This is a genomic window from Marinobacter sp. UBA3607 (assembly GCF_002375525.1).
GTDB lineage: Bacteria > Pseudomonadota > Gammaproteobacteria > Pseudomonadales > Oleiphilaceae > Marinobacter > Marinobacter vinifirmus.
The window spans coordinates 38,967-61,221 of the sequence record NZ_DFLY01000005.1 but is presented as its reverse complement, the minus strand read 5'-3'; the positions used below and the strand labels follow the sequence as shown (position 1 = coordinate 61,221).

The window sequence follows — 22,255 nt, the reverse complement described above, 5'->3', positions numbered from 1 at the left end:
TGTGGCGCTTCTGCTCCGCCATCCATGGCTCCGCAAATTTTTGGAAAGCCATCCCCCGCCGGTTCACAAACCTCGCAAGGGGAGTCTCTTCAGCCGGCTGCCATCTGTCTGGTGCGCCAGGCTGGCTGGGTTTCCCTAGCCTACTACAGGCGTCCCCCGTTTGATAATCGCTGCCGGGTTGGTGCCGGAGGGCAGGTTGCCGTAGTTCATGCCGCCGTTGTTTTGCAGGCGGGAGGCGCAGAAGGCGTCGGCGACGTCTTTGTCGCCAAAGCGCAGCAGCAGCGAACCCTGCATGGTCAGGGCCATGCGGTCGACCAGGTTTCTGGCGCGGTACTGGAAGTCGCTGATGTCGGCGAAGTCGTGTTGCAGTTGGGCTAGGTATTGGTCGAAGCGGCGGTCGGCGCCTTTGGCTTCGGCGGCTTCTTTGAAGAAGGCGTCGAGGGTTTCGGGTTCTTTCTGCAGGGCGCGGAGGGTGTCGAGGCACTGGACGTTGCCGCTGCCTTCCCAGATGGCGTTGACGGGGGATTCCCGGAACAGGCGGGGCATGATGCAGTCTTCCATGACGCCGCTGCCGCCGATGCATTCCATGGCTTCGTAGGCGTGGTTGGGGGTGCGTTTGCAGATCCAGTATTTGCCGACGGGTGTGGCCAGGCGGGCGAGCAGGCGTTCGTGTTCGTTGTCCTGGTTGTCCATGGCCCGGGCGACGCGCATGGTGTAGGCGAGGGCGGCTTCGTTTTCGATGATCAGGTCGGCCAGGACGTTTTGCATCAGTGGCTGGTCGCTGAGGGTTGCGCCGAAGGCGCTGCGGTTGTGGCAGTGGTGCGTGGCCTGGGCGACGGCCTGGCGCATGCCGGCGGCGCTGCCGATCATGCAGTCGAAGCGGGTCATGGCGACCATTTCGATGATGGTTCTTACGCCGCGGCCTTCTTCGCCGACCATCCAGGCCAGTGCGCCGCGGATTTCCACTTCGCTGGAGGCGTTGGCGACGTTGCCCATTTTGTTTTTGAGTTGCTGCACCTGCCAGGGGTTCTTGGTGCCGTCCGGGCGCCAGCGGGGCATCAGGAAGCAGGACAGGCCGCTGGTGGTCTGGGCCAGGACCAGGAAGGCGTCGCACATGGGGGCGGAGACGAACCATTTGTGGCCGACCAGTTCGTAGGGCTGGCCGGGGCCTTGCTGGCCCATCGGGTAGGCCATGGTGGTGTTGGCGCGCACGTCGCTGCCGCCCTGTTTCTCGGTCATGGCCATGCCGATGGTGACGGAATTTTTGTCGGTGTCCGGCAGGTTACGGTGGTCGTATTCGTTGGCCAGGATTTTCGGGGCCCAGAGTTTGGCGAGGTCCGGCTGGTTCTGGATCGACGGGATGGCTGCGAAGGTCATGGTCACCGGGCAGCAGTGGGCCGCCTCTACCTGTGAATGCAGGTAGTACTTGGCGGCGCGGGCGACGTGGGCGCCTTTGCCGGGGTTGGTCCAGGGCGAGCTGTGCAGGCCGTTTTCCAGGGCTACCCGCATGAGTTCGTGGTAGGCCGGGTGGAAGCTGACTTCGTCAATCCGGTGGCCGTAGCGGTCGTGGGTGCGGAAGCCGGGTTTGTTGGCGTTGGCCTGGTTGCCGAGTTCGATGGTGTCGGCCAGGCCGGCCCAGGCCCCAAAGCGGGTGAGGTCGTCGTTGGCGAAGCCTGCGCCTTCCCGCAGAACGGCTTCCCGCAGCGCGGTGTCCTGTTCGTAGAGGTTGTAGTTCTCCAGCGGCCGGGGCTGGTTGATGACCTCATGGGTGGCCGACAGGTAACGGTTGTCGGTGGCGGACTCAGCTTTGCGCTGCGGGTTGTTCATGTTTAGCTCCTGGTGCCGGTCAACCCCCGTAGGCAGAAACAGACGATGGTGTCGACCAGTTCATTGTCATTGTTGTCGTTGTCCGGTAGCTCGCTTGTCTGGGTTGGAGACAACGGGCCTACCAGGGCTTCGGATATCGCGCCCACCAGACATGTAGCGGCCAGGCGGGTGTTCTGCTCCGGGATGGTGCCTTCGGCGATGCCTTCCCGGATGGCTTGTTCAAACAGGTTGGCGTAGGCCCTGCGGTACGCCAGTCGTTCTTCTTCTACTTTCGGGTCCACCGGCTCGGCAATCAGCGCCCAGGCTTTCATCGGGCCTTTCAGGGCCCGTTGGGCGAACTGGCGCAGGGCGTGGTCCAGACGCTGTACCGCATTGCCTGTTATGGCCAGGGCTTCGGCTACCTTGTCGACTTCGCGCTGGGTCGCCAGCCGGAAAATCTCCGCAAACAGGTCTTCCCGGGATTCGAAATGCCGGTAAATCGTGCCGGTTGCCACGCCGGCGAGGCCGGCAATTCGGGTAACTCGGGCGCTCTGGAAACCGCCGTCTGCCACGCATTCCCAGGTGCTTTCGATGATCTTCTGGCGCGCCTGGGCTTTGCGTTGGCGCATTTTTTCAGTTTCACGATAAGCCATGCCGGCTCCTTGCAAGCAGTGAATCATTATTCATTCTTTGTGTCAATTTGAAGGGCCTGGCAGGTGATGGGATTGGCCCTTCAAAATCAATGGCATGCGCCTGTTTACAAAACGTTACAAAAAAGTGGTTGTCAGGAAATAGCGCCGTCAACGAAACCGGATTATAAAGACGCCAAGACGGGGCCGCAGGCGGCCGGCAGTCGAGACGGGGTGCTGCCCGGGAGGGCGTACAGGGCACCTGAAAATCTGTTTTCGTTGATGGAGAAAAGAGCATGAGTGAATTCGACGAAAGCAATCTGGAGCAGTCCGGTAACTGGGGCAGCGACAGTGAGGATAACCATTCTGTTGCCGGCCGTGCCCGGGTGAGGGCCCAGCTGCAGTCAGATATCGAAGCCTTTTTGCAGGGTGGCGGCAAGATCCAGGCAGTGGATACCAGCTTCCGGGCTGATACCCCTCGCAAGGTGGAAGTGGGCTTTAACAACCGTTCCATCTGAGTTCCTTCCCCGATTTCCCTTCTTTACCAGGGCGGCCGGTTTGGCGCCGTCCTGGTTTTTGTCATTGAATTGTCATCTGAGTACTGCAGACTTGCCCCGGCCCTGCAACAGGCGGCTCACCGGGTGTATGATGTCATGACTTTCCAAGGCCATCCATGTTCAGGAGGTATTTCATGCCCAAGCCACGCCAGCCGCTTTCCAACCGAGCCTATCCGGCTACCCGTCTGCGCCGCAACCGTGCCAGTGATTTTTCCCGGCGCCTGGTGCGGGAAAACCAGTTGTCGGCCGACAACCTGATCTTCCCGGTGTTTGTGCTCGAAGGCGAGAACCAGCGTGAGGCGGTGCCGTCCATGCCGGGTGTGGAGCGACTGAGTATTGACCTGCTGGTCGAGCAGGCGGCGGAGCTGGTTGAGCTGGGCATTCCTGCGGTGGCGCTGTTCCCGGTGGTGCCGGCGGAGAAAAAGAATCTGTCCGGCTCTGGCGCCTGGGATTCCGATGGCCTGGCCCAGCGTGCGGTACGGGCGCTCAAGAAAGCCCAGCCGGAACTGGGTGTGATTACCGATGTGGCGCTGGACCCGTTCACCACCCATGGCCAGGACGGCATTATTGATAACGACGGTTACGTGCTCAACGACGTGACCGTAGAAGCCCTGGTGAACCAGGCCCTGTCCCACGCCGACGCCGGCGCCGATGTGGTGGCGCCCTCCGACATGATGGACGGCCGGGTAGCCGCCATTCGTGAAGCCCTGGAAGGTGCCGGTTATGTGAATACCCGCATTCTGGCCTACTCTGCCAAGTATGCCTCCAGCTATTACGGCCCGTTCCGGGATGCGGTCGGTTCCGCCGCCAACCTGGGCAAGAGCAACAAGTCCACTTACCAGATGGACCCGGCCAACAGCGACGAAGCCATTCACGAGGTGGCCATGGACCTGGCGGAAGGTGCCGATATGGTGATGATCAAGCCGGGCATGCCGTACCTGGACATCGTGCACCGGGTGAAAACCGAACTGCAGGTGCCGACCTTTGTTTACCAGGTCAGCGGTGAGTACGCCATGCACATGGCGGCGGCCCAGAACGGCTGGCTGGATGGCGATGCGGTGATGATGGAAAGCCTGATGGCCATGCGCCGGGCCGGTGCCGATGGCATTCTGACTTATTTTGCCGTGCGCGCCGCGAGACTGATGAGAGACCGCGCGCGGGCGTGACGCAGGCGACCGCCTGCCCAGACAACGGATATGGATAGCGATGACTACTGAAACTGCCAAGCAGACAATCGATGCCGAACTGAGCGTGCCTGCGCCGGTTGAGCTTCCGCCGGTAGGCGAGGAAGTGAACCTGGACGCCAGCGAGAACTACTTCAACCGGGAACTGAGCCAGCTCCAGTTCAACTACCGGGTACTGAAGCAGGCGCTGGACACCACGCACCCGCTGATCAACCGGCTGATTTTCTGCTGCATTTTCAGCAGCAACATGGACGAGTTCTTCGAGATCCGGGTGGCGGGCCTGCGTCAGCAAATGAAGTACGGCCGGGAAACCGTGGGTGTGGACGGCATGCAGCCGGACCAGGTGCTGGCGGAGATCAGCCGGGTAGCCCACGAGTACATCCACGAGCAGTACGACATCCTGAACAATGTCCTGATTCCCGAGCTGGAGCAGGAAAACATCCACTTTGTGCGGCGCCGGGAATGGACTCCGGCCCAGGCAGAGTGGGTGCGTACTTACTTTGAAGAAGAGATTCTGCCGGTGGTCAGCCCCATCGGGCTGGACCCGTCACACCCGTTCCCGCGCCTGGTGAACAAGAGCCTGAACTTTATCGTGGAACTGGATGGCAAAGACGCCTTTGGCCGGGAAACCGGCATGGCCATCCTGCCGGCGCCCCGGTCGTTGCCCCGTCTGGTGCGCCTGCCGGATGAAGTCTGCGAAGGTGGTGAGAACCTGGTGTTCCTGTCGTCGATGATCCACGCCCACGCGGATGAGCTGTTCCCTGGCATGGAAGTAAAGGGCTGTTACCAGTTCCGTTTGACCCGTAACGCTGACCTTGAGCTGGAAGATGACCTGGAAGACCTGGCATCGGCCCTGCGCGGCGAGCTGCTCAGCCGTCGCTTTGGTGACGGTGTGCGCCTGGAAGTAGCCGATAACTGCCCGGAAGAACTGGTGCAGTTTCTGTTGCGGGAATTCGGCCTGACCGAGCGTGACCTGTACCAGGTGCACGGCCCGGTGAACCTGACCCGCCTGATGGCCGTGGGTGGCCTGGTAGACCGGCCCGACCTGACCTACTCCAGCTTCTCGCCGTCCATTCCGCGCCAGATCCGCAGCAAGGAATCCATGTTCGATGCCATCCGCAAACGACCGATCCTGTTGCTGCATCCCTACGAGAATTTCAGCCCGGTGGTAGATCTGCTGCGCCAGGCCGCAAAAGATCCGAATGTGCTGGCCATCAGGCAGACGCTTTACCGGACCGGTGCCGATTCGGAAATTGTCGAAGCGCTGGCCGATGCCGCACGGCGCGGCAAGGAAGTGACTGTGGTGATCGAGTTGCGGGCCCGTTTCAGCGAGGCAGAAAACCTGGAGCTGGCCAGCCGGTTGCAGGAAGCCGGGGTGATCGTGGTGTATGGCGTGGTGGGCTACAAAACCCACGCCAAGATGATTCTGATTGTGCGCCGGGAAGAAGGGCGCCTGCGTCGCTATGTGCACCTGGGTACCGGTAACTACCACGCCGGCAACGCGAGGCTGTACACCGATTACAGCTTCATGACCTGCGACGAGTCTATTGGCGATGATGTCAACAAGCTGTTCCAGCAGCTGACCGGCATGGGCAAGGCGCTGAAGATCAAGAAACTCTTCCACGCTCCGTTTACCCTGCACAACCGGCTGATCAGCCTGATCGAGCGCGAGGCCAGCTATGGCGACAAGGGCCGGATTATCTTCAAGTTCAACGCCCTGACCGAGCCGCAGATGATCAAGGCCCTTTACCGGGCCTCCCAGGCCGGCGCGAAGGTTGACCTGATTATCCGGGGCATCTGCTGCCTGCGGCCGGAAGTACCGGGGCTGTCGGATAACATCCGGGTGCGTTCGGTGATTGGCCGGTTCCTGGAGCATACCCGGGTGTATTACTTCGGTAATAATGGCCGTCCGGAAGTTTACTGTTCCAGTGCTGACGGCATGGAACGCAACCTGCTGCACCGGGTAGAAACCGCATTCCCGGTGGAAGAGCCGGCACTGGTGGCCCGGTTGCGGGAAGACCTGGATACCTACCTGGCGGATAACTGCCAGGCCTGGGTGCTGCAGCCCGATGGCAGCTATATCCAGAACCAGCCGGCCGAGGGCGAAGAGCCCTTTGCCTCCCAGCTGGTGCTGTTGGAGCGCCTGACCAGCAAGCCGGTCTGAGCCCGGATACAACAATAACTACCTAGATAACAGGACTCTGATTTTGAAATTCAACAAGTGGTTGGTTGCCGGCGGAGTGATTCTGGCCGGAGCCGGCCTCGCGCCCTGGGGCGTGGGCTATGTGACCGAGCAGCAGTGGTCCCGGGCTGCCCTGGAAGTAAACGCGGCCCAGCCTTTTGTGCACCTGGAAACCCGGCAGTATCAGCGTGGTGTGCTGGCCTCCGAAGCTGATGGCACCCTGACCATTACCGACCCGGCCCGGGGCGACAGTTACCGGGTAGACTTCCGCGTGAAGGTGTCCCACGGGGTGACCGGCAGCCTGATGGATTTCCGCCCGGACGCCGGCTGGCAACCGGAGGGCGCCAACTGGTTTCGTGGTGAAAAGCCCCGCCTGACCCTTGAAACCCGGGTTTGGGGCTCGGCCACCCTGGTGCTGGAAGCGCCGGCAATGGCGATCGATAACCCGGCATCGGGCGAGTCCCTGCGCAGCAGCGGTGGCCTGGCCAGCATCAGTGTGGGCAGTCTGGGTGAGAAGGCTGATCTGATGATGGTGTGGCCGGCACTGTCGCTGTCCGGGCCGGAGCTGGACCTTGCTGTGGACGATGTCCACCTGGAGCAAAGCCTGGCCTGGTTGAATGGTGATATCTGGACCGGAACCGGCACCTTGTCGGTGGAGTCCCTGTCGGTACAAAGCCCGGGTGCGGAGCCCGTGGTCCTGAATGACCTGGCCATGACCAGTGCCAGCGAGGCGAAAGACCAGGATCGTCGGCTGGATTCAACCCTGGAGCTGGATGTGGCGTCGGTGAGCGTCGGCAGTGACGCATTCGGCCCCCAGCGGATGGCGGTTTCGGTGGATAACCTCGATGTAGCCGGCTGGAATGCCTTCAGTTCGGCCATGACAGACCTGCAGGCGATGACGGTCAAGTCCGGGGCTGGCGGTGGTGCCAGGTTCGAGGAACAGATGGCGGTGATGCAGCGATTCAATGAGTCGATCCGTGACCTGGCCGCCGCCGGTTTTTCGGCCGGTATCCGCGAGTTGAGCCTGGAAACGCCGGAAGGGCCGGTGCAGGGCAGCCTGGATATCTCTCATCCGGAATTGGCCGGGGCTGAAAAGGACGCCATGCTGATGGTGATGCAGGGCCTGACCGGCGAGCTGGATTTTTCCATGCCGATGGCACTGGCCGAAGACTATGCTGCGGTGCGCATGCAGGTAGCGCCGCTGATCAAGCAGGGTTTGCTGGTTCAGGAGGGTGACCGGCTGGTGATGGATGGCCGCATGGAAGATCTGGTGCTGGACATCAACGGGCTGCAGATTCCGCTGCCACCGCTACTCTGAGCTCAGACCGCTGCCTGTGCTGGCAGCGGTTCCGCTAATTTTCCGCTTTTGCTTTTCTTCTCGCCAGCCGGGCTCAGGCCTGGCTGAATTTTTGTTTCAGCGCCTCGGCCACCGCCGGATCGACAAATTCCGAGATGTCTCCGCCCAGGGATGCGATTTCCCGGATCAGGGTGGAGGAAATGTAGGACAGGTGGTTGGCGGGGGTCAGGAACACGCTTTCGATTTCCGGGGCCAGCCGGCGGTTCATGTCGGCGAGCTGGAATTCATATTCGAAGTCGGATACTGCGCGCAGGCCACGCAGGATGACGGTGGCGTTCTGTTCCCGCACAAATTCGGCCAGCAGGTTGCTGAAGCCGGTGACGGTTACGTTGGGTACGTGGGCGGTGGCTTTGCGTACCAGTTCGCAGCGTTCTTCGAGGTTCAGTAGTGGCTGCTTTTTCGGGTTGTAGGCGACGGCGACGACGATTTCGTCAAACATGCGGCCGGCCCGTTCGATGAGGTCGGTGTGGCCGTTGGTGATGGGGTCGAAGGTGCCCGGGTAGATGACTTTTGGCATGCGCAGCTCCTTTTGTTTGTGGGCGGTAGCATAGCAGGAACCATAGGTGTGCTGTAGTCCGGGGCTTTGGGTGATCGGTTTTATGAATGGGTGCAGGTCGCAGGCTGGGTGGCTCTGTCCGGGAAACGCTACAAGCACATCCCTGTGCGCTTGACTCCGGCCATCCATGGCCTCCGACATTCCCGGACAGAGCCACCCAGCCTGCGCCCCTAACTAAGTGCAGCCTTCCCCGGAAACTTCGTCAGCTTGTCAGTTTCTGGGCCAATCTGGTGCTGTTCCTCGCCGCCAATGCATACACCGACAACTGCGGGTTCGCGCCGATACTCGTTGGAAAGATCGATGCGTCGTGGATGCTCAGGTTGGGAACGTGGTGGTGTTCACCGAAGCCGTTGACCACGGAGTCTTCCGGGTTGCTGCCCATGCTGCAGCCGCCCATCTGGTGGGCTGTGAACAGGCGGGCGCGGTGGGGTTTCATGGGGAGTTCGGCGATCGCTGCGCGGGCTTCGGCCCAGGTTTTGTACCACGCGGAATCCAGGTGCATGGCGCGGACGGCGTCGGCGCCGGCGGCGAACTGGATTTCGGCCATGTGCAGGTAGGCCTGGCGGATGCCTTGCCACAGGTAGTCGGTTACCGGGTAGTCGAGTACCGGGCTGCCATCGTCGCGCAGGGTGACGGTGCCGCCGGGGCTTTGTTCGTGGAAGCCGTCGCGCAGCAGGGCGATGACAGACTGCATTCTGGCCAGCTGGCTGAGGTCGGCGAGTTGCTCCGGGCCGTGCCCGGGGACGACGCCGGCGGCCATGGCCGGGTGCAGGGGGGGTACTTCGAGTTTGTAGCCCACGGGGCCGTCTACGCCCTGGCTGAAGTTGAACTGGTCCGAGTAGATGGACTGGGGTGCGCCGTAGAAGGGGTCTACGTTGGCCGGCATGCGGGCGACGGTGGCGTTGACCGGGTGGATGAAGGAGCGTTTGCCTACGCGCTGGTGCGGGTCGGGCAGTTGCGAGCGCAGTAGCAGTCCGGGTGAGCCGATGGCGCTGGCGGCGACGACAAAGTGCCGGGCCTTGAGGGTGACGGTGACGCCGGAGGGGGTTACGCCGTCTGGCCCCATGGCGCTGGCCTGCAGGTGGTCGATGCGGTCCTGGTTCATGACCAGTTTTTCGGCGCGCAGGCCGTGGTACATGCGGGCGTTGTTGTCGAGGGCGCCGGGGATGGTGGTCAGCAGGGCGCCTTGCTTGGCGTTGGTGGGGCAGCCCACGCCGCAGTAGCCGGAGTTCCAGCAGCCTTTGACGTTTCTGGGAATCACCTGCCAGGAGTAGCCGAGTTTTTCGCAACCCTGGCGCAGGATGTCGTTGTTCAGGTTGGGGTCGGTTTGCCAGGGCGCCATGATGTGGCGCTCTTCCCGGCCCTGGAACCAGGGCGCCATGGCGTCGGGTGTCAGGCTGTCGAGGCCGAATTGCCGGCTCCAGTAGGTGAGGGTTTCGTCCGGGGTGCGGAAGCTGCTGGTCCAGTTGACGGTGGTGGAGCCGCCTACACAGCGGCCCTGCAGTATGGCGATGGCACCGTCGGCGGTGGTCCGGCTCATGCCTTCCTGGTAGAGGTTGGCGTAGGACGTCAGCTCGTCCATCTTGAAGTCTTTCTGGTAATACAGCCGGCCTTCTTCCACCAGGATAACGGCCAGGCCTTGCCGGGCCAGGATTTCCGCGGTGGTGCCGCCACCGGCACCGGTGCCGATGACGACCACATCGGCTTCTGCGGTCTGGTTGCTGGTGAGGGTGCTGGCGTCGGTAACCTTCCAGCCGGCGGCCAGGCCCCGGGCAATGGGATCATTCATGGACATGCTGCGCTCCGTAATCCGGGGTCTGTCAGGTGTTTTTGAACTGGGGTAAGACGTTCACGATCCATTCCTGTGGCCCGGGGTATCCGGTCAGGTGCCACTGGTTCTGGTGGCCGTAGAAGGCCACGTTGCAGATCTTGCTGAGGGCGATGTAGCCGTTGTTGAGCAGGCCGATCCGGCTGTTGCGCCAGCGGTTCAGGAAGGCGTCGGCTTCGCCGGTGGTCACGGATGGCCAGTCGGACCAGACCCGGGCCAGGGTGACCCGGGTGGGGGCAAAGTTCAGCAGGTCGAACAGCTTGCGCAGTTCTTTCTGGTTGGGGGCGCCGAACTGGACGATGCCCTGGTCGATGCGCTCGATGGTGGCCGCAACGGCAAACTGGCGCTGGTTTGGTTCTTCCGGCAGGGCGCCGGCGAACATGGCCGGTAGCAGGGCTTCGAACAGCGCGATGTCGTCCTTGCTCAGAAACTGGAAGCGGTAGCTGGCGTCCATGCGGCTGTCGACCGCACTGACTCGCCCGGCCGGCGCGGTGGCGCAGCCGGACAGGCCGGCGGTGAGGCTGACGGTGCCGAGGAAGACGGCGCCGCCTACCCCGGTTTTCAGGAAACTGCGTCGGTTCATGGGGCTCACCGGATAAAGAATTTGTAGACCATGCGATGGGCAGCGGTGCCGTGGGGTGCATACACGTATTTGCCGCTGTTGAACTTCTGCTTGGTGAAGATGGCCCGGTGGTGCGAGAAGGTCAGGAAGCCTTCGCGGCCATGGTAGTGGCCCATGCCGGAGTCGCCGATACCGCCGAAGGGCAGGTCGTCCTGCGCTACGTGCATCAGGGCATCGTTGATGCACATGCCACCGGAGTGGGTGTTGTCCACCACGTGCTGTTGCTGGGTTTTGTCGTAGCCGAAGAAGTACAGGGCCAGCGGACGCGGCCGTTCGTTGATGTAGTGGATGGCTTCGTCCAGGCCGCTGTAACTGATCACCGGCAGGATCGGGCCGAAGATCTCGTCCTGCATCACTTTCATGTCCGGCGTGGTTTTCAGTACCAGGGTCAGCGGGATCTTGCGGGTGCCTTCCTTCATGTCTTCGTTGGCGGGGTTGATTTCCACCAGTTCGGCGCCCTTGGCCCGGGCATCTTCAAGGTAACCCTGCAAGCGGTCGTACTGGCGCTCGTTGATGATGGCGGTGTAGTCGTCGTTGTCCCGCAGGCTGGGGTACATTTCCGCGAATCGGGCGCGGAATTCATCCACGAAGGCCTGCACCCGGTCGGCCGGGCACAGCACGTAGTCCGGTGCCACGCAGGTCTGGCCGGCGTTGAAGGCCTTGCCGAAGGCGATACGCTGGGCGGCGTCTTCCATGGGGACATCCGGTGACACAATGGCGGGCGATTTGCCGCCCAGTTCCAGGGTCACCGGAGTCAGGTTTTCGGCGGCGGCCCGCATCACCAGCTTGCCCACCGAGGTGGAGCCGGTAAACAGCAGGTGATCAAACGGGCGCTGGGAAAAGTCTGCGGCGACGTCTGCTTCGCCGGTGATCACTGAGACCATTTCCTCCGGGAACATGGATTCGATGATTTCCTTGAACAGGGCCGAGGTATGCGGCGTGTACTCGGACATTTTGATCATGGTGCGGTTGCCCGCAGCCAGCGAGGCCACCAGCGGGCCTACCGCCAGGTACAGGGGGTAGTTCCAGGGCACGATCACGCCCACTACGCCCTTGGGCTGGTAGTGCACCTTGTTGCTGGCCGGCTGGAACAGTACCGAGACATGGCGCTTGGACGGCTTCATCCAGTCGCCCAGGTTCTTCAGGGTGTAGTTGGTGCCCTGAATGGACGGCATGACTTCGGCAATCAGGGATTCATCCTTCGAGCGGCAGCTGAAGTCCCGGTCGATGGCATCGGTGAGCCGGTCCTGGTTGCTCAGCAGGGCGCGCTTCAGGCGTTTCAGGTTTTCCTTGCGCTCGGTTAGGGATGGCATCGGGTTGGCGCGGAAGGCTTTTTTCTGCTCTTCGAAAACCCGGTGGGTGTGCTGGATCTGTTTCTTGCTCTCGGTGAGCTGAACAACGGTGGCTCCCATTTTCTCTCCCCTTGCCGTCAGGCCTGCCTGTACAGCTTGTTGTTATCGGTGGCTGCAATCCGGTGGATTTGCACTTGCGGCTATTATTAGAGTATATACTCTAGGCAGTCAAGAAGCGGTGGATGGCCCATCGGGCCATCTGCGAGACAGATAACAACAAACACCGGCGGGCGAATGAAAACCAGAGACAAAATTCTGCTTTCCAGTCTGGAGCTGTTCAACGAACGGGGCGAGCGCAATATCACCACCAACCATATTGCCGCGCACCTGGCCATTTCTCCGGGCAACCTGTATTACCACTTCCGGAACAAGTCCGACATCATCTACGAGATCTTCCAGGAATATGAAAAACTGGTGGATTACTACCTGGATATTCCCGAAGACCGGGCCATTACCCTGGAAGACCTGACCTTTTACCTGGAGTCGGTCTTTGACGGGCTCTGGAGTTACCGGTTCTTCCACCGGGACCTGGAATACCTGCTCGACAGCGACCTGCGCCTGCGCCGGGACTACCGGGAATTTACCAACCGCTGCCTGACTGCCATTAACCGGATTTTCGGCAAGCTGGCGGAAGCGGGCATTATCGAGCCTCAGCCCGAAGAGCTGCGTTCGGCCATGTCGCTGAATGTCTGGCTGGTGATCACTAACTGGATGGCATTCCTGAAAACGGCCCACGCCAGCGAGGAGCCGGCCAGCCTGACTCTGACCGAGCTGAAGCAGGGCATTTACCAGGTGCTGACGCTGGAAATACCGTACCTGACGCCTGAATACCGTGAGCGGGTGATGGTGCTGCGAGAGAAGTATCGCCCGGTTTTACCGGAGGCAGTGCCCGCTTGATTGTAGCTGGCTGTTATTTTTTGAACAGATTTTGAACTTTTGGAAGAGTGCGGTGTCACAGGTAGTGACGTGGGAAATCGGACTTTTCTGCGTCTCCTGAGTGAGTTCTCAGGTTTTAGCACGTCGCAAACCCTGACGTTTCGCCGGCCTGCGCCTTTGCAGGCCGGTTTTTTCTTTTTCTTCTGCTTATTCTTCTGTCTCTTCCGCTTCAGGCGCTTCCAGCCAGTCGGTCAGGGCCTCGCGGCATTCGTCGACGCCCCGCTTCGAGGTGGCCGAGAACATGATCAGGTGCTGTACGCAGCTAAAAGGCTTGAGTTTGCCGGCGATGCCCAGCATGGCAGTCTTGGCTTGCCCGAATTTCAGCTTGTCGGCCTTGGTGGCCAGGATCATCAGGGGCAGGTTATTGTGTTCGCACCAGTCCACCATCATCTGGTCGAAGTCGGTCAGCGGGTGGCGGATATCCATCACCAAAACCAGGCCGCGCAGGCAGCGACGCTCGTTCAGGTAGTGGCCCAGGTGTTTCTGCCAGTCGTCTTTCATGTCGCGGGAAACCTTGGCGTAGCCGTAGCCGGGCAGATCTACCAGGCGCATGTTTTCGCGATTCAGGGTGAAAAAGTTGATCAGCCGGGTGCGCCCCGGCGTTTTACTGGTGCGGGCCAGCTTGCCGTTGGCGGTGATGGCGTTCAGGGCGCTGGATTTGCCGGCATTTGAGCGGCCGGCAAAGGCCACTTCAGCGCCGAAATCCGGTGGGCATTCATCCAGCCGTGACGCACTGATCAGAAATCGGGCGCTGTTGAATGAGAGGCTTTTTTGAGTCAGATCAGAGTCCACGACGGTTGGCGTTCCTTTGGATTTCAGTTATCGGCGATTAATGTATAATGCTACACCAATTCAGGGCGGGACGCCTCGCGTTACCGCTTTAGCCCCGGTTATGAGCCTGTTTTGTCAGTGCTTGCCGGTTGCACAACGAAGAATACTTTCAAGATGCAAAGATGAGAGAAGCGGAGCGAGCATGAAAAGACTGATCGCAGGAGTTGTTCTCGGAGTTGGCCTGACAGCAATGGCTCACGGGGCAGGAGATCCGGCAGCGGGTGAACAGAATGCAGCGGTATGTGCCGGCTGCCACGGACAGGGCGGAGCCAAGCCAGTAATGGCTGTGTATCCGAAGCTGTCCGGTATCGGCGAGCGTTACACATACCTGCAGCTGGTAGATATCAAGAACGGCGACCGTCCGATTCCTGAAATGACAGGCCTGCTGGACGCCATGTCTGACCAGGACCTCCAGGACCTGGCAGCCTATTTCAACGAGCAGGACATGGTGGTTGGCCAGGCTGATCCAGAGCTGGTGGAACAGGGCCAGGCCCTGTACCGTGGCGGCAACATGGCTTCCGGTGTTCCGGCCTGTTCCGGTTGTCACAACCCTCGTGGTACCGGTAACGAGCCTGCGGGCTATCCGGCACTGAGTGGCCAGACTGCCGAGTACGTTGCCAAGCAGCTGAATGCCTACCGTTCCGGTGAGCGCGCTGGCGGTGCCAACGCAGCCATCATGATGGATGTGGCCTCCAAGCTGACCGACGCGGAAATCGAGGCAGTTGCCAACTACGTTTCCGGCCTGAACTGATCGTTCCCGGTAACGCTGCGTCAGAAACCCCGCTTCGGCGGGGTTTTTGCTGTTTACCTTTCTGTAACGATTTGCCCATGGCCTGCGGTGGAACTTTTTCCGTATGCTGGGTCATAATTCCCGATAACTCAAAATCATGGCTCGGAGATTTTCGATGATCAGAAGCTTTGGCTCTGTTGTATTTCTTGCAGCTGCCCTGCTTGTTTCAGGCGTGGCAAATGCCCAGTCCTGGCAGGAGGGCAAACATTACCGCACGCTGGATAACCCGGTTCGTACCGCCTCAGACAGCGGTGTCGAGGTGGCCGAGGTGTTCTGGTATGGCTGTCCCCACTGTTACAACTTCAAGCCCCTGGCGGAAGCCTGGGAAGAGAAGGCGCCGGAGTATGTAAACTACGTTCGCCTGCCGGCGGCCCTGGGGCAAAGCTGGGAGCCCCATGCCTACGCTTTCTACGCCCTTGAAGCCATGGGTGAACTCGACAAGGTGCACGACGCCCTGTTCAATGCGCTGGCCGGAGAGCGTCGCCCGCTGAATTCTGCAGAGGCGCTGGCGGATTTCGTGGCTGACTACGGGGTGGACGCCCAGGAATTTGTCGGCACCTACAACAGCTTCGGCGTACGTGCCCGGGTGCAACAGGCGCAGTCCAAGATCCGGGGTGCACGCATCACCGGAACACCGACTATGCTGGTAAATGGCAAGTATGTGGTCAGTGCCTCCATGGCTGGCAGCCACGAGAATGTTCTTCAGGTAGTCGAATACCTGGCCGAGCAGGAGCGGGCAGGAGCCGAGTAATACGGTGGCCGCGTGCCAGTGCTGAAGCTGGCCGTTTTCTGGAGCAGTCCGGGGATTTGCGCGCATGTATAAACGGATCCGCAATCAGCTGAACGGGATTCTGAAATCGCAAGAAAACCCCCGGGGTGCCTGCTCGGGCAGCGAGCATGTGCCCGAGTTTGAGGCCCACCGCCATATCCGTTTGCTCACCTTTAATATCCAGGTGGGCATCAATACCTCGTCATATCACCACTACCTCACCCGCAGTTGGCAACACTTCCTGCCTAACCGCCGGCGCATCGAGAACCTTGATCGAATCGCAACCCTGCTCAGCCAGTACGATGTGGTGGCCTTGCAGGAGTGCGATGGTGGCAGTCTTCGCAGCGGTTATATAAACCAGGTGCAATACCTGGCCGAGGCGGCAGGCATTCCGTACTGGTATCAGCAGCTGAACCGTAATCTGGGGCAGATTGCCCAGCACAGTAACGGCCTGTTGAGCCGGTTCCGGCCGCTGGACGTGACCGAGCACAAGTTGCCGGGAGTGATTCCGGGCCGGGGAGCCATTATTGCCCGTTACGGGGCAGAGGATGATCCCCTGGTGCTGGTGCTGATGCACCTGTCCCTGAGTAAGTCGGCTCAGCAGCGCCAGCTGGGGTATATCCGGGAGCTGATTGCCGACTACCGGCATGTGGTGCTGATGGGGGATATGAATGCCCATGCAGAACAGCTGCTGACCAGGACCCCCCTGAAAGAAACCGACCTGATTCCGTTGCCGGATACCGCCCACAGCTTTCCCAGCTGGCGGCCGGAAAAGGCGCTGGATCATATCCTGGTGAGCCCGTCGCTGGAGATTCGCCGTTCCGAAGTGGTGAGCTATCCGGTGTCGGACCACCTGCCCATCGCCATGGACGTCGCCCTGCCCAAGGGATACCTGCAAACCTTCTGATCCTGGTCCAGCTTCAGGCACAAAAAAACCCGGCCATGGCCGGGTTTTTCGTGGAGGCAGGATCAATTACTTGATCTTGGCTTCCTTATACGCAACGTGCTTGCGGACAACCGGATCGTACTTTTTGATCTCGATTTTTTCCGGGGTGTTACGCTTGTTCTTTTTGGTCGTGTAGAAGTGACCAGTACCTGCTGATGAAACCAGCTTGATTTTCTCGCGCATGATGCGGCTCCTTAAACTTTCTCGCCGCGGGCACGAAGATCGGCCAGCACAGCGTCAATGCCTTTTTTGTCGATGATGCGCATGCCCTTGGTGGATACGCGCAGCTTCACGAAACGCTTCTCGGACTCAACCCAGAAACGGTGGTTCTGCAGATTCGGCAGAAAACGACGACGAGTGTGGTTCATCGCGTGGGATACATTGTTACCGGTAACCGGACGCTTACCGGTAACCTGACAAACTCTGGACATACTTGCCTCCGACCTGAGCAATGGTCTATCTATACGAATTCGTTATTTAATGCGTCTCTGGTTGCTCCGGAGCCATAACTGCTACCGGTTCGCGCCTCTAAACTGAACGCTGCTCGCCAGACGCCGCCAGAAAGGGACGCTTTTATACCAGAACTGGCCAGCCAACGCAAAAAATTGTTGGGAAATTGTCCAGTTTTCCGGTGGCGACCCCGCAGCGGTTACATCAACCCTCGTTCAGCCAGCGATATTACCTCACCGTGGCCAATAACCATATGGTCAAGAACCCTGATATCCACCAATCCCAGCGCTTCCTTCAATCTGCGGGTCAGGGAAATGTCGGCCTGGCTGGGCTCGGCCACGCCACTGGGGTGGTTGTGGGCGAAAATGACGGCTGCGGCGTTGTCTTCCAGGGCCTGGCGCACCACTTCCCTCGGATACACGGCTGCGCCGTCGATGGTGCCCCGGAACAGCTCCCGGTACTGGATGACCCGGTGGCGGTTGTCCAGGAACAGTCCGGCGAATACTTCGTGGGGATAGGTGCCCAGCCGGCTGGTGAGAAAGCGCCGGGTGTCTGCCGGTGAGCGCAGCGGATCCCCCTGGCGCAGGGGTTCGTCCATGACCCGCCGGGCCATTTCCATGGCGGCCTGCACCTGGGCGTACTTGGCGGTACCCAGGCCTTTCACTTGCAGAAACTGCCGGCGGGAGGCGGTCATCAGCCCCCGCAGGCCGGAGAATTCGTCAATCAGGTGTCGTGCCAGCGCCATCACTGGCATGCCGGTCGTGCCGGTGCGCAGAAAAATGGCCAGTAATTCAGCGTCAGACAGGGATTGGGCGCCATGGGCAAGCAGGCGTTCTCTGGGCCGCTCGTCGGTGGGCCAGCTGGAATCGGTCATCCGGGCTTCCTTGCTTTGGTTTGATACGGGCGATGCGTCCTGCATCGGGTTCTCAGAATTACAAAGGTTACCTGAAAAGGTAACATTTGGTAAACGAACGGGGTGGCCGCGCAGGCTGCCTGCCGGCCCGTGGCGTGCTATCTTATAACCCTTTCATTTTACGGGATTACGGAGCCCCCATGGCTGCCAAGCGAATTCTGCTGGGAATCACCGGTGGCATTGCCGCCTACAAGAGTGCCGAACTGGTCCGGTTGTTGAAAAAAGCCGGGCTGGAAGTGCGGGTTGTGATGACCCGTGGTGCCGAAGCGTTCATAACACCACTGACTTTCCAGGCGCTCAGCGGCGAGCCGGTTCGTACGTCCCTGCTGGACCCGGAGGCGGAAGCCGGCATGGGGCATATCGAGCTGGCCAAGTGGGCCGACCAGGTGGTGGTCGCGCCGGCGTCTGCCGATTTCCTGGCCCGGCTGGCCCAGGGTATGGCAGACGACTTGCTGACCACGGTGTGCTGTGCTACCGAGGCGCCGATCGCGGTTGCGCCGGCCATGAACCAGGCCATGTGGAAAAATTTCCGCACCCAACGCAACGTGCAGCTGCTCTCAGAAGATCCACAGATTACCCTGTGGGGGCCAGATCAGGGCGAGCAGGCCTGTGGCGATACCGGCCCGGGCCGGATGCTGGAGCCGGAAGCCCTGGCCCGGCTGGTTATGGCGCCGCCCGAACCCCCGGCTACGGGAGTGCTTGCCGGTCGCCGGCTGGTGATCACTGCGGGGCCAACCCGGGAGCCCATTGACCCGGTGCGCTACATCTCCAATCACAGCTCCGGCAAGATGGGCTACGCCATTGCCCGTGCCGCAGCGGCGGCCGGTGCCCGGGTGGTGCTGGTTAGTGGCCCGGTAAACCTGCCGGCCCCGGAGGGCGTGGAAGTGCGCCCGGTAGTGACGGCAGGGGATATGCTGCGGGCGTCCGAGCAAGCGGTCACCGAAGGTTGCGATGTTTTTATCGCCACCGCCGCCGTGGCGGACTACCGGCCGGAAAACTGCGCCGGCGACAAGATCAAGAAAACCAGCGAAGCCATGAGCCTGGCGCTGGTGCGCAATCCGGATACCCTGGCCACTATCGCGGCCAGGCCTGATGCGCCCTTTACCGTGGGCTTTGCGGCGGAAACCACAGACGTCGCCCGCTACGCTACCGACAAAATGCAGCGCAAGAAACTGAACATGATTGTGGCCAATGATGTCTCTGCGCCGGGGCTGGGCTTTAACAGCGACCAGAACGCCGTTACGGTTTTCTGGCCGGAAGGGCAGGAGTCCATCGGCCCGGACAGCAAACAGGCCATCGCAGAGCGACTGGTTACGCTCATTGCCAGCCACAGTGACAGGATTGAAAACGCATGACCAAGAAGAATTTACAGGTCCGGATTCTGGACGACCGTATCGGAACCGGGATCCCGTTTCCCTCATACGCAACCGACGGTTCTGCCGGCCTCGACCTCAGGGCCTGTGTCCAGCAGCCGCTGACGGTGGCGCCCGGGGAAACCCACCTGATCCCCACCGGCCTGTCGATTTATATCGAAGACCCGGCGCTGGCGGCCATGATCCTGCCTCGCAGTGGCCTGGGCCACAAGCACGGTATTGTGCTGGGTAACCTGGTGGGGCTGATCGATTCGGACTACCAGGGCGAGCTGATGGTGTCCTGCTGGAACCGGGGGCAGACCCCGTTCACCATTGAAGTGGGCGAGCGCATTGCCCAGCTGGTGCTGGTTCCGGTGGTTCAGGCGGAATTTGAAGTGGTGTCGGAGTTCCATGCCAGCGAACGGGGTGCCGGCGGATTTGGCTCTACCGGGAGCCACTGATCACACCCTAAAGGCTGAGAGCCGTCAGCACGGCTGCCAGCTATACTTCGCAGAGCAAGGCAGCATCGGGACTCAAAAATAACTGCGGGATGCACTATGAAATTCGGTAAAAAGAAGAGCAAAGAGTCCGCCCAGGACCAGACGCCGGAACAGAGCCCAGTAGAGCAAAGCAGCAAGTCACAGGAGCCGGTGGCCAAAAGGGGGCGTCGCCTGGGGTCGGTTGCGTTGCAGCAAGCACTGGCAGTGTTACTGGCGGGTGTAGTCGCTGTGCTCGCCGTGTATTTCCTGTCGGTGATGCCGGCTGCGGAAAAGCGCCATGAAGCATCGCGTCAGGTGGAAGCCGACAGCGCCCAGCAGCGCCTGAACCGGTATTTTACCGCCCAGCAGGAACAGGTTCAGGCCATCGCCAACCAGCCCCATGTACTCCGGGGTCTGGCTGGAGACACTAGTGCCGAGGTGTTGGCCGGTCAGCTCCAAAATGCCTTGCCCGGTGCCAGCGCGGTGTTTGTTTTCCTCCATGGTGATATCCCGCGGGCTGGCGATAACGGCTCCTTGCTGGGGTTTGCCGGTGCTGAGCTGGCCCGGCGGGCCGAAAAAGGTTTGCCGCTTCAGCCAGACGCCTTCCCCCGGGATGGTGTCTGGTATATCCAGTTTGCTGCGCCGGTCCGGAATCCGGTGAGCAATGCGGTCGTCGGAACCGTACTGGCTGTCTTTGATGCTGACATTCTGCAACCGATGCTGACGGTCTCCAATGGCCGGCTGGGCGGTCAGCTGGCCTTGGTCCAGACCATTTCCGGCAGTTCCGGCACCGTCGCCAGCGCAGGTAACGGAAACGGGCCCTCAGAAACCCGTACATTGACCAACCCGGACTGGTCCGTGGTGTACCAGGTAGCCTCGGCACCGGAACCGGTGGTCAGCCCCATGGCACTGGCACTGCTGATCGGTATTCCGGCCCTGCTGGCAGCGGTACTGGTATGGATGCTGCTGGCGGCAGCCCAGCGCAGTATCCGTGAAGATATGTCTGCGCTGATCCAGTGGGCCCATAAGGCCTTTGTCGGTGAACGGCTGCGCCTGCCGGCGTTGCATTGGGATACGGTGGCCTCAGCCGGCGAAGTGCTGCACCGGTTGTCGCTGGCGGTAGACAGCCGGGTAAACAAGGCCGGCGAGAATGGCAACGGCAAGCCCGCCCGGGCCAGTGCACTTGCCTCCGATAGCGCCGCTCCCATGTTCCAGGACGACATTCCCGATGTGGATATGATGGATGGCGATGAAGACGTCCTGGGCTTCGGCGATGCCCCGATGTTCGACGACGAACTGTTTGACGAGGATGAACCGGTTCTGGCTGAGACCTCGCAGGTGGATGTGCGGCCGGAAATTTTCCGGGCCTATGATATCCGCGGCATTGTTGGCGATAACCTGACCGAGGACGTTGTCGAGGTTATTGGCCGGGCCATCGGCTCTGAGGCGACCGACCGGGGCGTTACGTCTTTGTGTATCGGTTACGACGGCCGGCATTCCAGCCCGGGCCTGGCCGATGCGCTGGCACGGGGTGTGCTCTCCACCGGCTGTAGCGTGATCGAGGTGGGCGCAGTGCCCACGCCGGTGCTGTACTTTGCCGCCCACCACCTGGAAACCGGCTCTGGTGTGATGGTGACCGGCAGCCACAATCCGGCCAACTACAACGGCCTGAAGATTATGCTGGGGGGCGAAACCCTGTCCGGCGATGCTATCCAGAAGCTGTATGACCGCATCCAGAATGCCGACTTCAGTGCCGGCCAGGGTGAGTTGTCCCGGGAAGACGTGCGCCGGGCCTACCTGGACCGGATCATCGGTGATATTGCCGTGGCCGCACCCCTCAAGGTGGTTGTGGATGCCGGCAACGGAATTGCCGGCGAGCTTGGCCCCATGTTGCTGGAAGAACTGGGTTGCGAAGTGACACCGCTGCATTGTGACGTTGACGGTGACTTCCCCAACCACCATCCGGATCCGGGCAAGCCCGAGAACCTGCAGGACCTGATCGCGAAGGTGCAGGAGACCGGCGCGGATATCGGCCTGGCCTTTGACGGCGATGGCGACCGGCTTGGCGTGGTGACCAACAGTGGCAAGATTATCTGGCCCGATCGCCTGCTGATGCTGTTCGCCCGGGATGTGGTGTCCCGCAATCCGGGTGCCGATGTGCTGTATGACGTCAAATGCAGCCGTCGCCTGGCTGGGGTGATTTCCGAAGCCGGTGGCCGGCCCATTATGTGGAAGAGCGGCCACTCCCTGATGAAAGCCAAGATGCAGGAAACCGGTGCCTTGCTTGCGGGCGAACTGAGCGGGCACATCTTCTTTGCCGAGCGCTGGTACGGCTTTGATGACGGCCTGTATACCGCCGCCCGCTTGCTGGAAATCCTGGGGATTGAAGATCGCCACAGCGATGAGGTGTTCGAGGACTTCCCGGAAGACATCAGCACCCCTGAGCTGAATGTACAGGTTACCGAGAGCGACAAGTTTGCCATTATCGAACGCCTGGAGCAGCAGGCTGATTTCGGCGACGGCAACGTCAGTACCATTGACGGCCTGCGGGTAGACTACACCGATGGCTGGGGCCTGTGCCGGGCATCCAACACCACGCCGGTGCTGGTGCTGAGGTTCGAGGCCGAAAACGAGGACGCCCTGGAGCGGATCAAGTCCGTGTTCCGGGAACAGTTACAGAAAGCGGCACCGGACCTGGTGGCCGATTTCTGATTCA

The 22,255-nt window shown here is 61.0% G+C and carries 21 protein-coding genes; 11 read left to right on the top strand and 10 right to left on the bottom strand.

The annotated features are described in order from the left end of the window. Window positions 1-135 precede the first annotated feature (135 nt). Window positions 136-1,827 (bottom strand): isovaleryl-CoA dehydrogenase, encoded by a 1,692-nt coding sequence (locus tag B2589_RS01400; protein ID WP_286815376.1) that lies wholly within the window; start codon window positions 1,825-1,827, stop codon window positions 136-138. Window positions 1,828-1,829: 2 nt separating this feature from the next. Then, window positions 1,830-2,459, bottom strand: coding sequence for a TetR/AcrR family transcriptional regulator (locus tag B2589_RS01395; RefSeq protein ID WP_199458242.1), 630 nt, complete (start codon window positions 2,457-2,459; stop codon window positions 1,830-1,832). Between the two features lie 272 nt (window positions 2,460-2,731). On the opposite strand from B2589_RS01395, the gene B2589_RS01390 reads away from it, so the two are divergent. From B2589_RS01390 to B2589_RS01375, 4 genes are all read left to right on the top strand, one after another. Beyond that, entirely contained in the window at window positions 2,732-2,953 is a 222-nt protein-coding gene (locus B2589_RS01390; RefSeq protein WP_094624950.1) for a hypothetical protein, read from the top strand. A gap of 173 nt (window positions 2,954-3,126) precedes the next feature. Continuing rightward, the gene (gene hemB, locus B2589_RS01385; RefSeq protein ID WP_022988475.1) at window positions 3,127-4,158 is read left to right on the top strand and encodes a porphobilinogen synthase; all 1,032 of its coding nucleotides are present in this window, start codon (window positions 3,127-3,129) and stop codon (window positions 4,156-4,158) included. Between the two features lie 40 nt (window positions 4,159-4,198). Beyond that, window positions 4,199-6,340: a polyphosphate kinase 1 gene (gene ppk1, locus B2589_RS01380; protein WP_286815375.1), complete on the top strand. Its 2,142-nt coding sequence runs from the start codon at window positions 4,199-4,201 to the stop codon at window positions 6,338-6,340. A 43-nt stretch (window positions 6,341-6,383) separates the two neighbouring features. Further along, window positions 6,384-7,676, top strand: coding sequence for a DUF945 family protein (locus B2589_RS01375; RefSeq protein WP_286815374.1), 1,293 nt, complete (start codon window positions 6,384-6,386; stop codon window positions 7,674-7,676). A 73-nt stretch (window positions 7,677-7,749) separates the two neighbouring features. Here B2589_RS01375 and coaD read toward each other — a convergent pair whose 3' ends face one another. The 4 genes from coaD to B2589_RS01355 form a co-directional block, all read right to left on the bottom strand. Continuing rightward, entirely contained in the window at window positions 7,750-8,232 is a 483-nt protein-coding gene (gene coaD / locus B2589_RS01370; protein ID WP_022988472.1) for a pantetheine-phosphate adenylyltransferase, read from the bottom strand. A gap of 241 nt (window positions 8,233-8,473) precedes the next feature. Beyond that, entirely contained in the window at window positions 8,474-10,066 is a 1,593-nt protein-coding gene (locus tag B2589_RS01365) for a GMC family oxidoreductase (protein WP_286815373.1), read from the bottom strand. 25 nt (window positions 10,067-10,091) lie between these two features. Further along, window positions 10,092-10,682, bottom strand: a complete 591-nt coding sequence (locus B2589_RS01360) for a hypothetical protein (protein WP_286815372.1) — start codon at window positions 10,680-10,682, stop codon at window positions 10,092-10,094. Window positions 10,683-10,687: 5 nt separating this feature from the next. Further along, window positions 10,688-12,133: a coniferyl aldehyde dehydrogenase gene (locus B2589_RS01355; RefSeq protein ID WP_286815371.1), complete on the bottom strand. Its 1,446-nt coding sequence runs from the start codon at window positions 12,131-12,133 to the stop codon at window positions 10,688-10,690. A gap of 174 nt (window positions 12,134-12,307) precedes the next feature. Here B2589_RS01355 and B2589_RS01350 point away from each other — a divergent pair, with 174 nt between their 5' ends. Next, window positions 12,308-12,970 carry a TetR/AcrR family transcriptional regulator gene (locus tag B2589_RS01350; protein WP_199458236.1) on the top strand — a complete coding sequence of 221 codons (663 nt, stop codon included), beginning with the start codon at window positions 12,308-12,310 and terminating at the stop codon, window positions 12,968-12,970. A gap of 186 nt (window positions 12,971-13,156) precedes the next feature. Here the strand turns inward: B2589_RS01350 and yihA are convergent, their stop codons facing one another. Further along, entirely contained in the window at window positions 13,157-13,801 is a 645-nt protein-coding gene (yihA, locus tag B2589_RS01345) for a ribosome biogenesis GTP-binding protein YihA/YsxC (RefSeq protein ID WP_022988467.1), read from the bottom strand. A 181-nt stretch (window positions 13,802-13,982) separates the two neighbouring features. Between yihA and B2589_RS01340 the strand changes: the two genes are divergently transcribed. From B2589_RS01340 to B2589_RS01330, 3 genes are all read left to right on the top strand, one after another. After that, complete coding sequence (locus tag B2589_RS01340) at window positions 13,983-14,591, top strand: c-type cytochrome (RefSeq protein WP_036219153.1); 609 nt, start codon at window positions 13,983-13,985, stop codon at window positions 14,589-14,591. A 154-nt stretch (window positions 14,592-14,745) separates the two neighbouring features. Further along, window positions 14,746-15,381: a thiol:disulfide interchange protein DsbA/DsbL gene (locus B2589_RS01335; protein ID WP_286815370.1), complete on the top strand. Its 636-nt coding sequence runs from the start codon at window positions 14,746-14,748 to the stop codon at window positions 15,379-15,381. 64 nt (window positions 15,382-15,445) lie between these two features. Further along, on the top strand, window positions 15,446-16,306 hold the full coding sequence (locus B2589_RS01330; protein WP_199458235.1) for an endonuclease/exonuclease/phosphatase family protein: 861 nt from the start codon (window positions 15,446-15,448) through the stop codon (window positions 16,304-16,306). A 66-nt stretch (window positions 16,307-16,372) separates the two neighbouring features. Here B2589_RS01330 and rpmG read toward each other — a convergent pair whose 3' ends face one another. The 3 genes from rpmG to radC all read right to left on the bottom strand — a co-directional run bounded on the left by rpmG (window position 16,373) and on the right by radC (window position 17,669). Beyond that, on the bottom strand, window positions 16,373-16,528 hold the full coding sequence (gene rpmG / locus B2589_RS01325; protein WP_008173465.1) for a 50S ribosomal protein L33: 156 nt from the start codon (window positions 16,526-16,528) through the stop codon (window positions 16,373-16,375). Window positions 16,529-16,539: 11 nt separating this feature from the next. After that, window positions 16,540-16,776, bottom strand: coding sequence for a 50S ribosomal protein L28 (gene rpmB / locus B2589_RS01320; RefSeq protein WP_011786975.1), 237 nt, complete (start codon window positions 16,774-16,776; stop codon window positions 16,540-16,542). 218 nt (window positions 16,777-16,994) lie between these two features. Further along, window positions 16,995-17,669, bottom strand: coding sequence for a RadC family protein (radC, locus tag B2589_RS01315; protein ID WP_011786974.1), 675 nt, complete (start codon window positions 17,667-17,669; stop codon window positions 16,995-16,997). Window positions 17,670-17,848: 179 nt separating this feature from the next. Between radC and coaBC the strand changes: the two genes are divergently transcribed. The 3 genes from coaBC (at window position 17,849) to B2589_RS01300 (ending at window position 22,251) form a co-directional block, all read left to right on the top strand. Then, window positions 17,849-19,063, top strand: a complete 1,215-nt coding sequence (gene coaBC / locus B2589_RS01310; RefSeq protein ID WP_199458234.1) for a bifunctional phosphopantothenoylcysteine decarboxylase/phosphopantothenate--cysteine ligase CoaBC — start codon at window positions 17,849-17,851, stop codon at window positions 19,061-19,063. Next, window positions 19,060-19,521, top strand: a complete 462-nt coding sequence (gene dut / locus B2589_RS01305; protein ID WP_022988462.1) for a dUTP diphosphatase — start codon at window positions 19,060-19,062, stop codon at window positions 19,519-19,521. Before coaBC ends, dut begins: the two co-directional genes overlap by 4 nt. Window positions 19,522-19,617: 96 nt before the next feature. Then, window positions 19,618-22,251, top strand: coding sequence for a phosphomannomutase/phosphoglucomutase (locus tag B2589_RS01300; RefSeq protein ID WP_286815369.1), 2,634 nt, complete (start codon window positions 19,618-19,620; stop codon window positions 22,249-22,251). The last annotated feature ends 4 nt before the right edge of the window (window positions 22,252-22,255 follow it).

What these genes read in the sequence shown, in the direction of transcription:
- B2589_RS01400 (WP_286815376.1), bottom strand. Translation starts at nt 1,827, where the DNA reads ATGAACAACCCGCAGCGCAAAGCTGAGTCCGCCACCGACAACCGTTAC.
- B2589_RS01395 (WP_199458242.1), bottom strand. Translation starts at nt 2,459, where the DNA reads ATGGCTTATCGTGAAACTGAAAAAATGCGCCAACGCAAAGCCCAGGCG.
- B2589_RS01390 (WP_094624950.1), top strand. Translation starts at nt 2,732, where the DNA reads ATGAGTGAATTCGACGAAAGCAATCTGGAGCAGTCCGGTAACTGGGGC.
- hemB (WP_022988475.1), top strand. Translation starts at nt 3,127, where the DNA reads ATGCCCAAGCCACGCCAGCCGCTTTCCAACCGAGCCTATCCGGCTACC.
- ppk1 (WP_286815375.1), top strand. Translation starts at nt 4,199, where the DNA reads ATGACTACTGAAACTGCCAAGCAGACAATCGATGCCGAACTGAGCGTG.
- coaD (WP_022988472.1), bottom strand. Translation starts at nt 8,232, where the DNA reads ATGCCAAAAGTCATCTACCCGGGCACCTTCGACCCCATCACCAACGGC.
- B2589_RS01365 (WP_286815373.1), bottom strand. Translation starts at nt 10,066, where the DNA reads ATGTCCATGAATGATCCCATTGCCCGGGGCCTGGCCGCCGGCTGGAAG.
- B2589_RS01360 (WP_286815372.1), bottom strand. Translation starts at nt 10,682, where the DNA reads ATGAACCGACGCAGTTTCCTGAAAACCGGGGTAGGCGGCGCCGTCTTC.
- B2589_RS01355 (WP_286815371.1), bottom strand. Translation starts at nt 12,133, where the DNA reads ATGGGAGCCACCGTTGTTCAGCTCACCGAGAGCAAGAAACAGATCCAG.
- B2589_RS01350 (WP_199458236.1), top strand. Translation starts at nt 12,308, where the DNA reads ATGAAAACCAGAGACAAAATTCTGCTTTCCAGTCTGGAGCTGTTCAAC.
- B2589_RS01340 (WP_036219153.1), top strand. Translation starts at nt 13,983, where the DNA reads ATGAAAAGACTGATCGCAGGAGTTGTTCTCGGAGTTGGCCTGACAGCA.
- B2589_RS01335 (WP_286815370.1), top strand. Translation starts at nt 14,746, where the DNA reads ATGATCAGAAGCTTTGGCTCTGTTGTATTTCTTGCAGCTGCCCTGCTT.
- B2589_RS01330 (WP_199458235.1), top strand. Translation starts at nt 15,446, where the DNA reads ATGTATAAACGGATCCGCAATCAGCTGAACGGGATTCTGAAATCGCAA.
- rpmG (WP_008173465.1), bottom strand. Translation starts at nt 16,528, where the DNA reads ATGCGCGAGAAAATCAAGCTGGTTTCATCAGCAGGTACTGGTCACTTC.
- rpmB (WP_011786975.1), bottom strand. Translation starts at nt 16,776, where the DNA reads ATGTCCAGAGTTTGTCAGGTTACCGGTAAGCGTCCGGTTACCGGTAAC.
- radC (WP_011786974.1), bottom strand. Translation starts at nt 17,669, where the DNA reads ATGACCGATTCCAGCTGGCCCACCGACGAGCGGCCCAGAGAACGCCTG.
- coaBC (WP_199458234.1), top strand. Translation starts at nt 17,849, where the DNA reads ATGGCTGCCAAGCGAATTCTGCTGGGAATCACCGGTGGCATTGCCGCC.
- dut (WP_022988462.1), top strand. Translation starts at nt 19,060, where the DNA reads ATGACCAAGAAGAATTTACAGGTCCGGATTCTGGACGACCGTATCGGA.
- B2589_RS01300 (WP_286815369.1), top strand. Translation starts at nt 19,618, where the DNA reads ATGAAATTCGGTAAAAAGAAGAGCAAAGAGTCCGCCCAGGACCAGACG.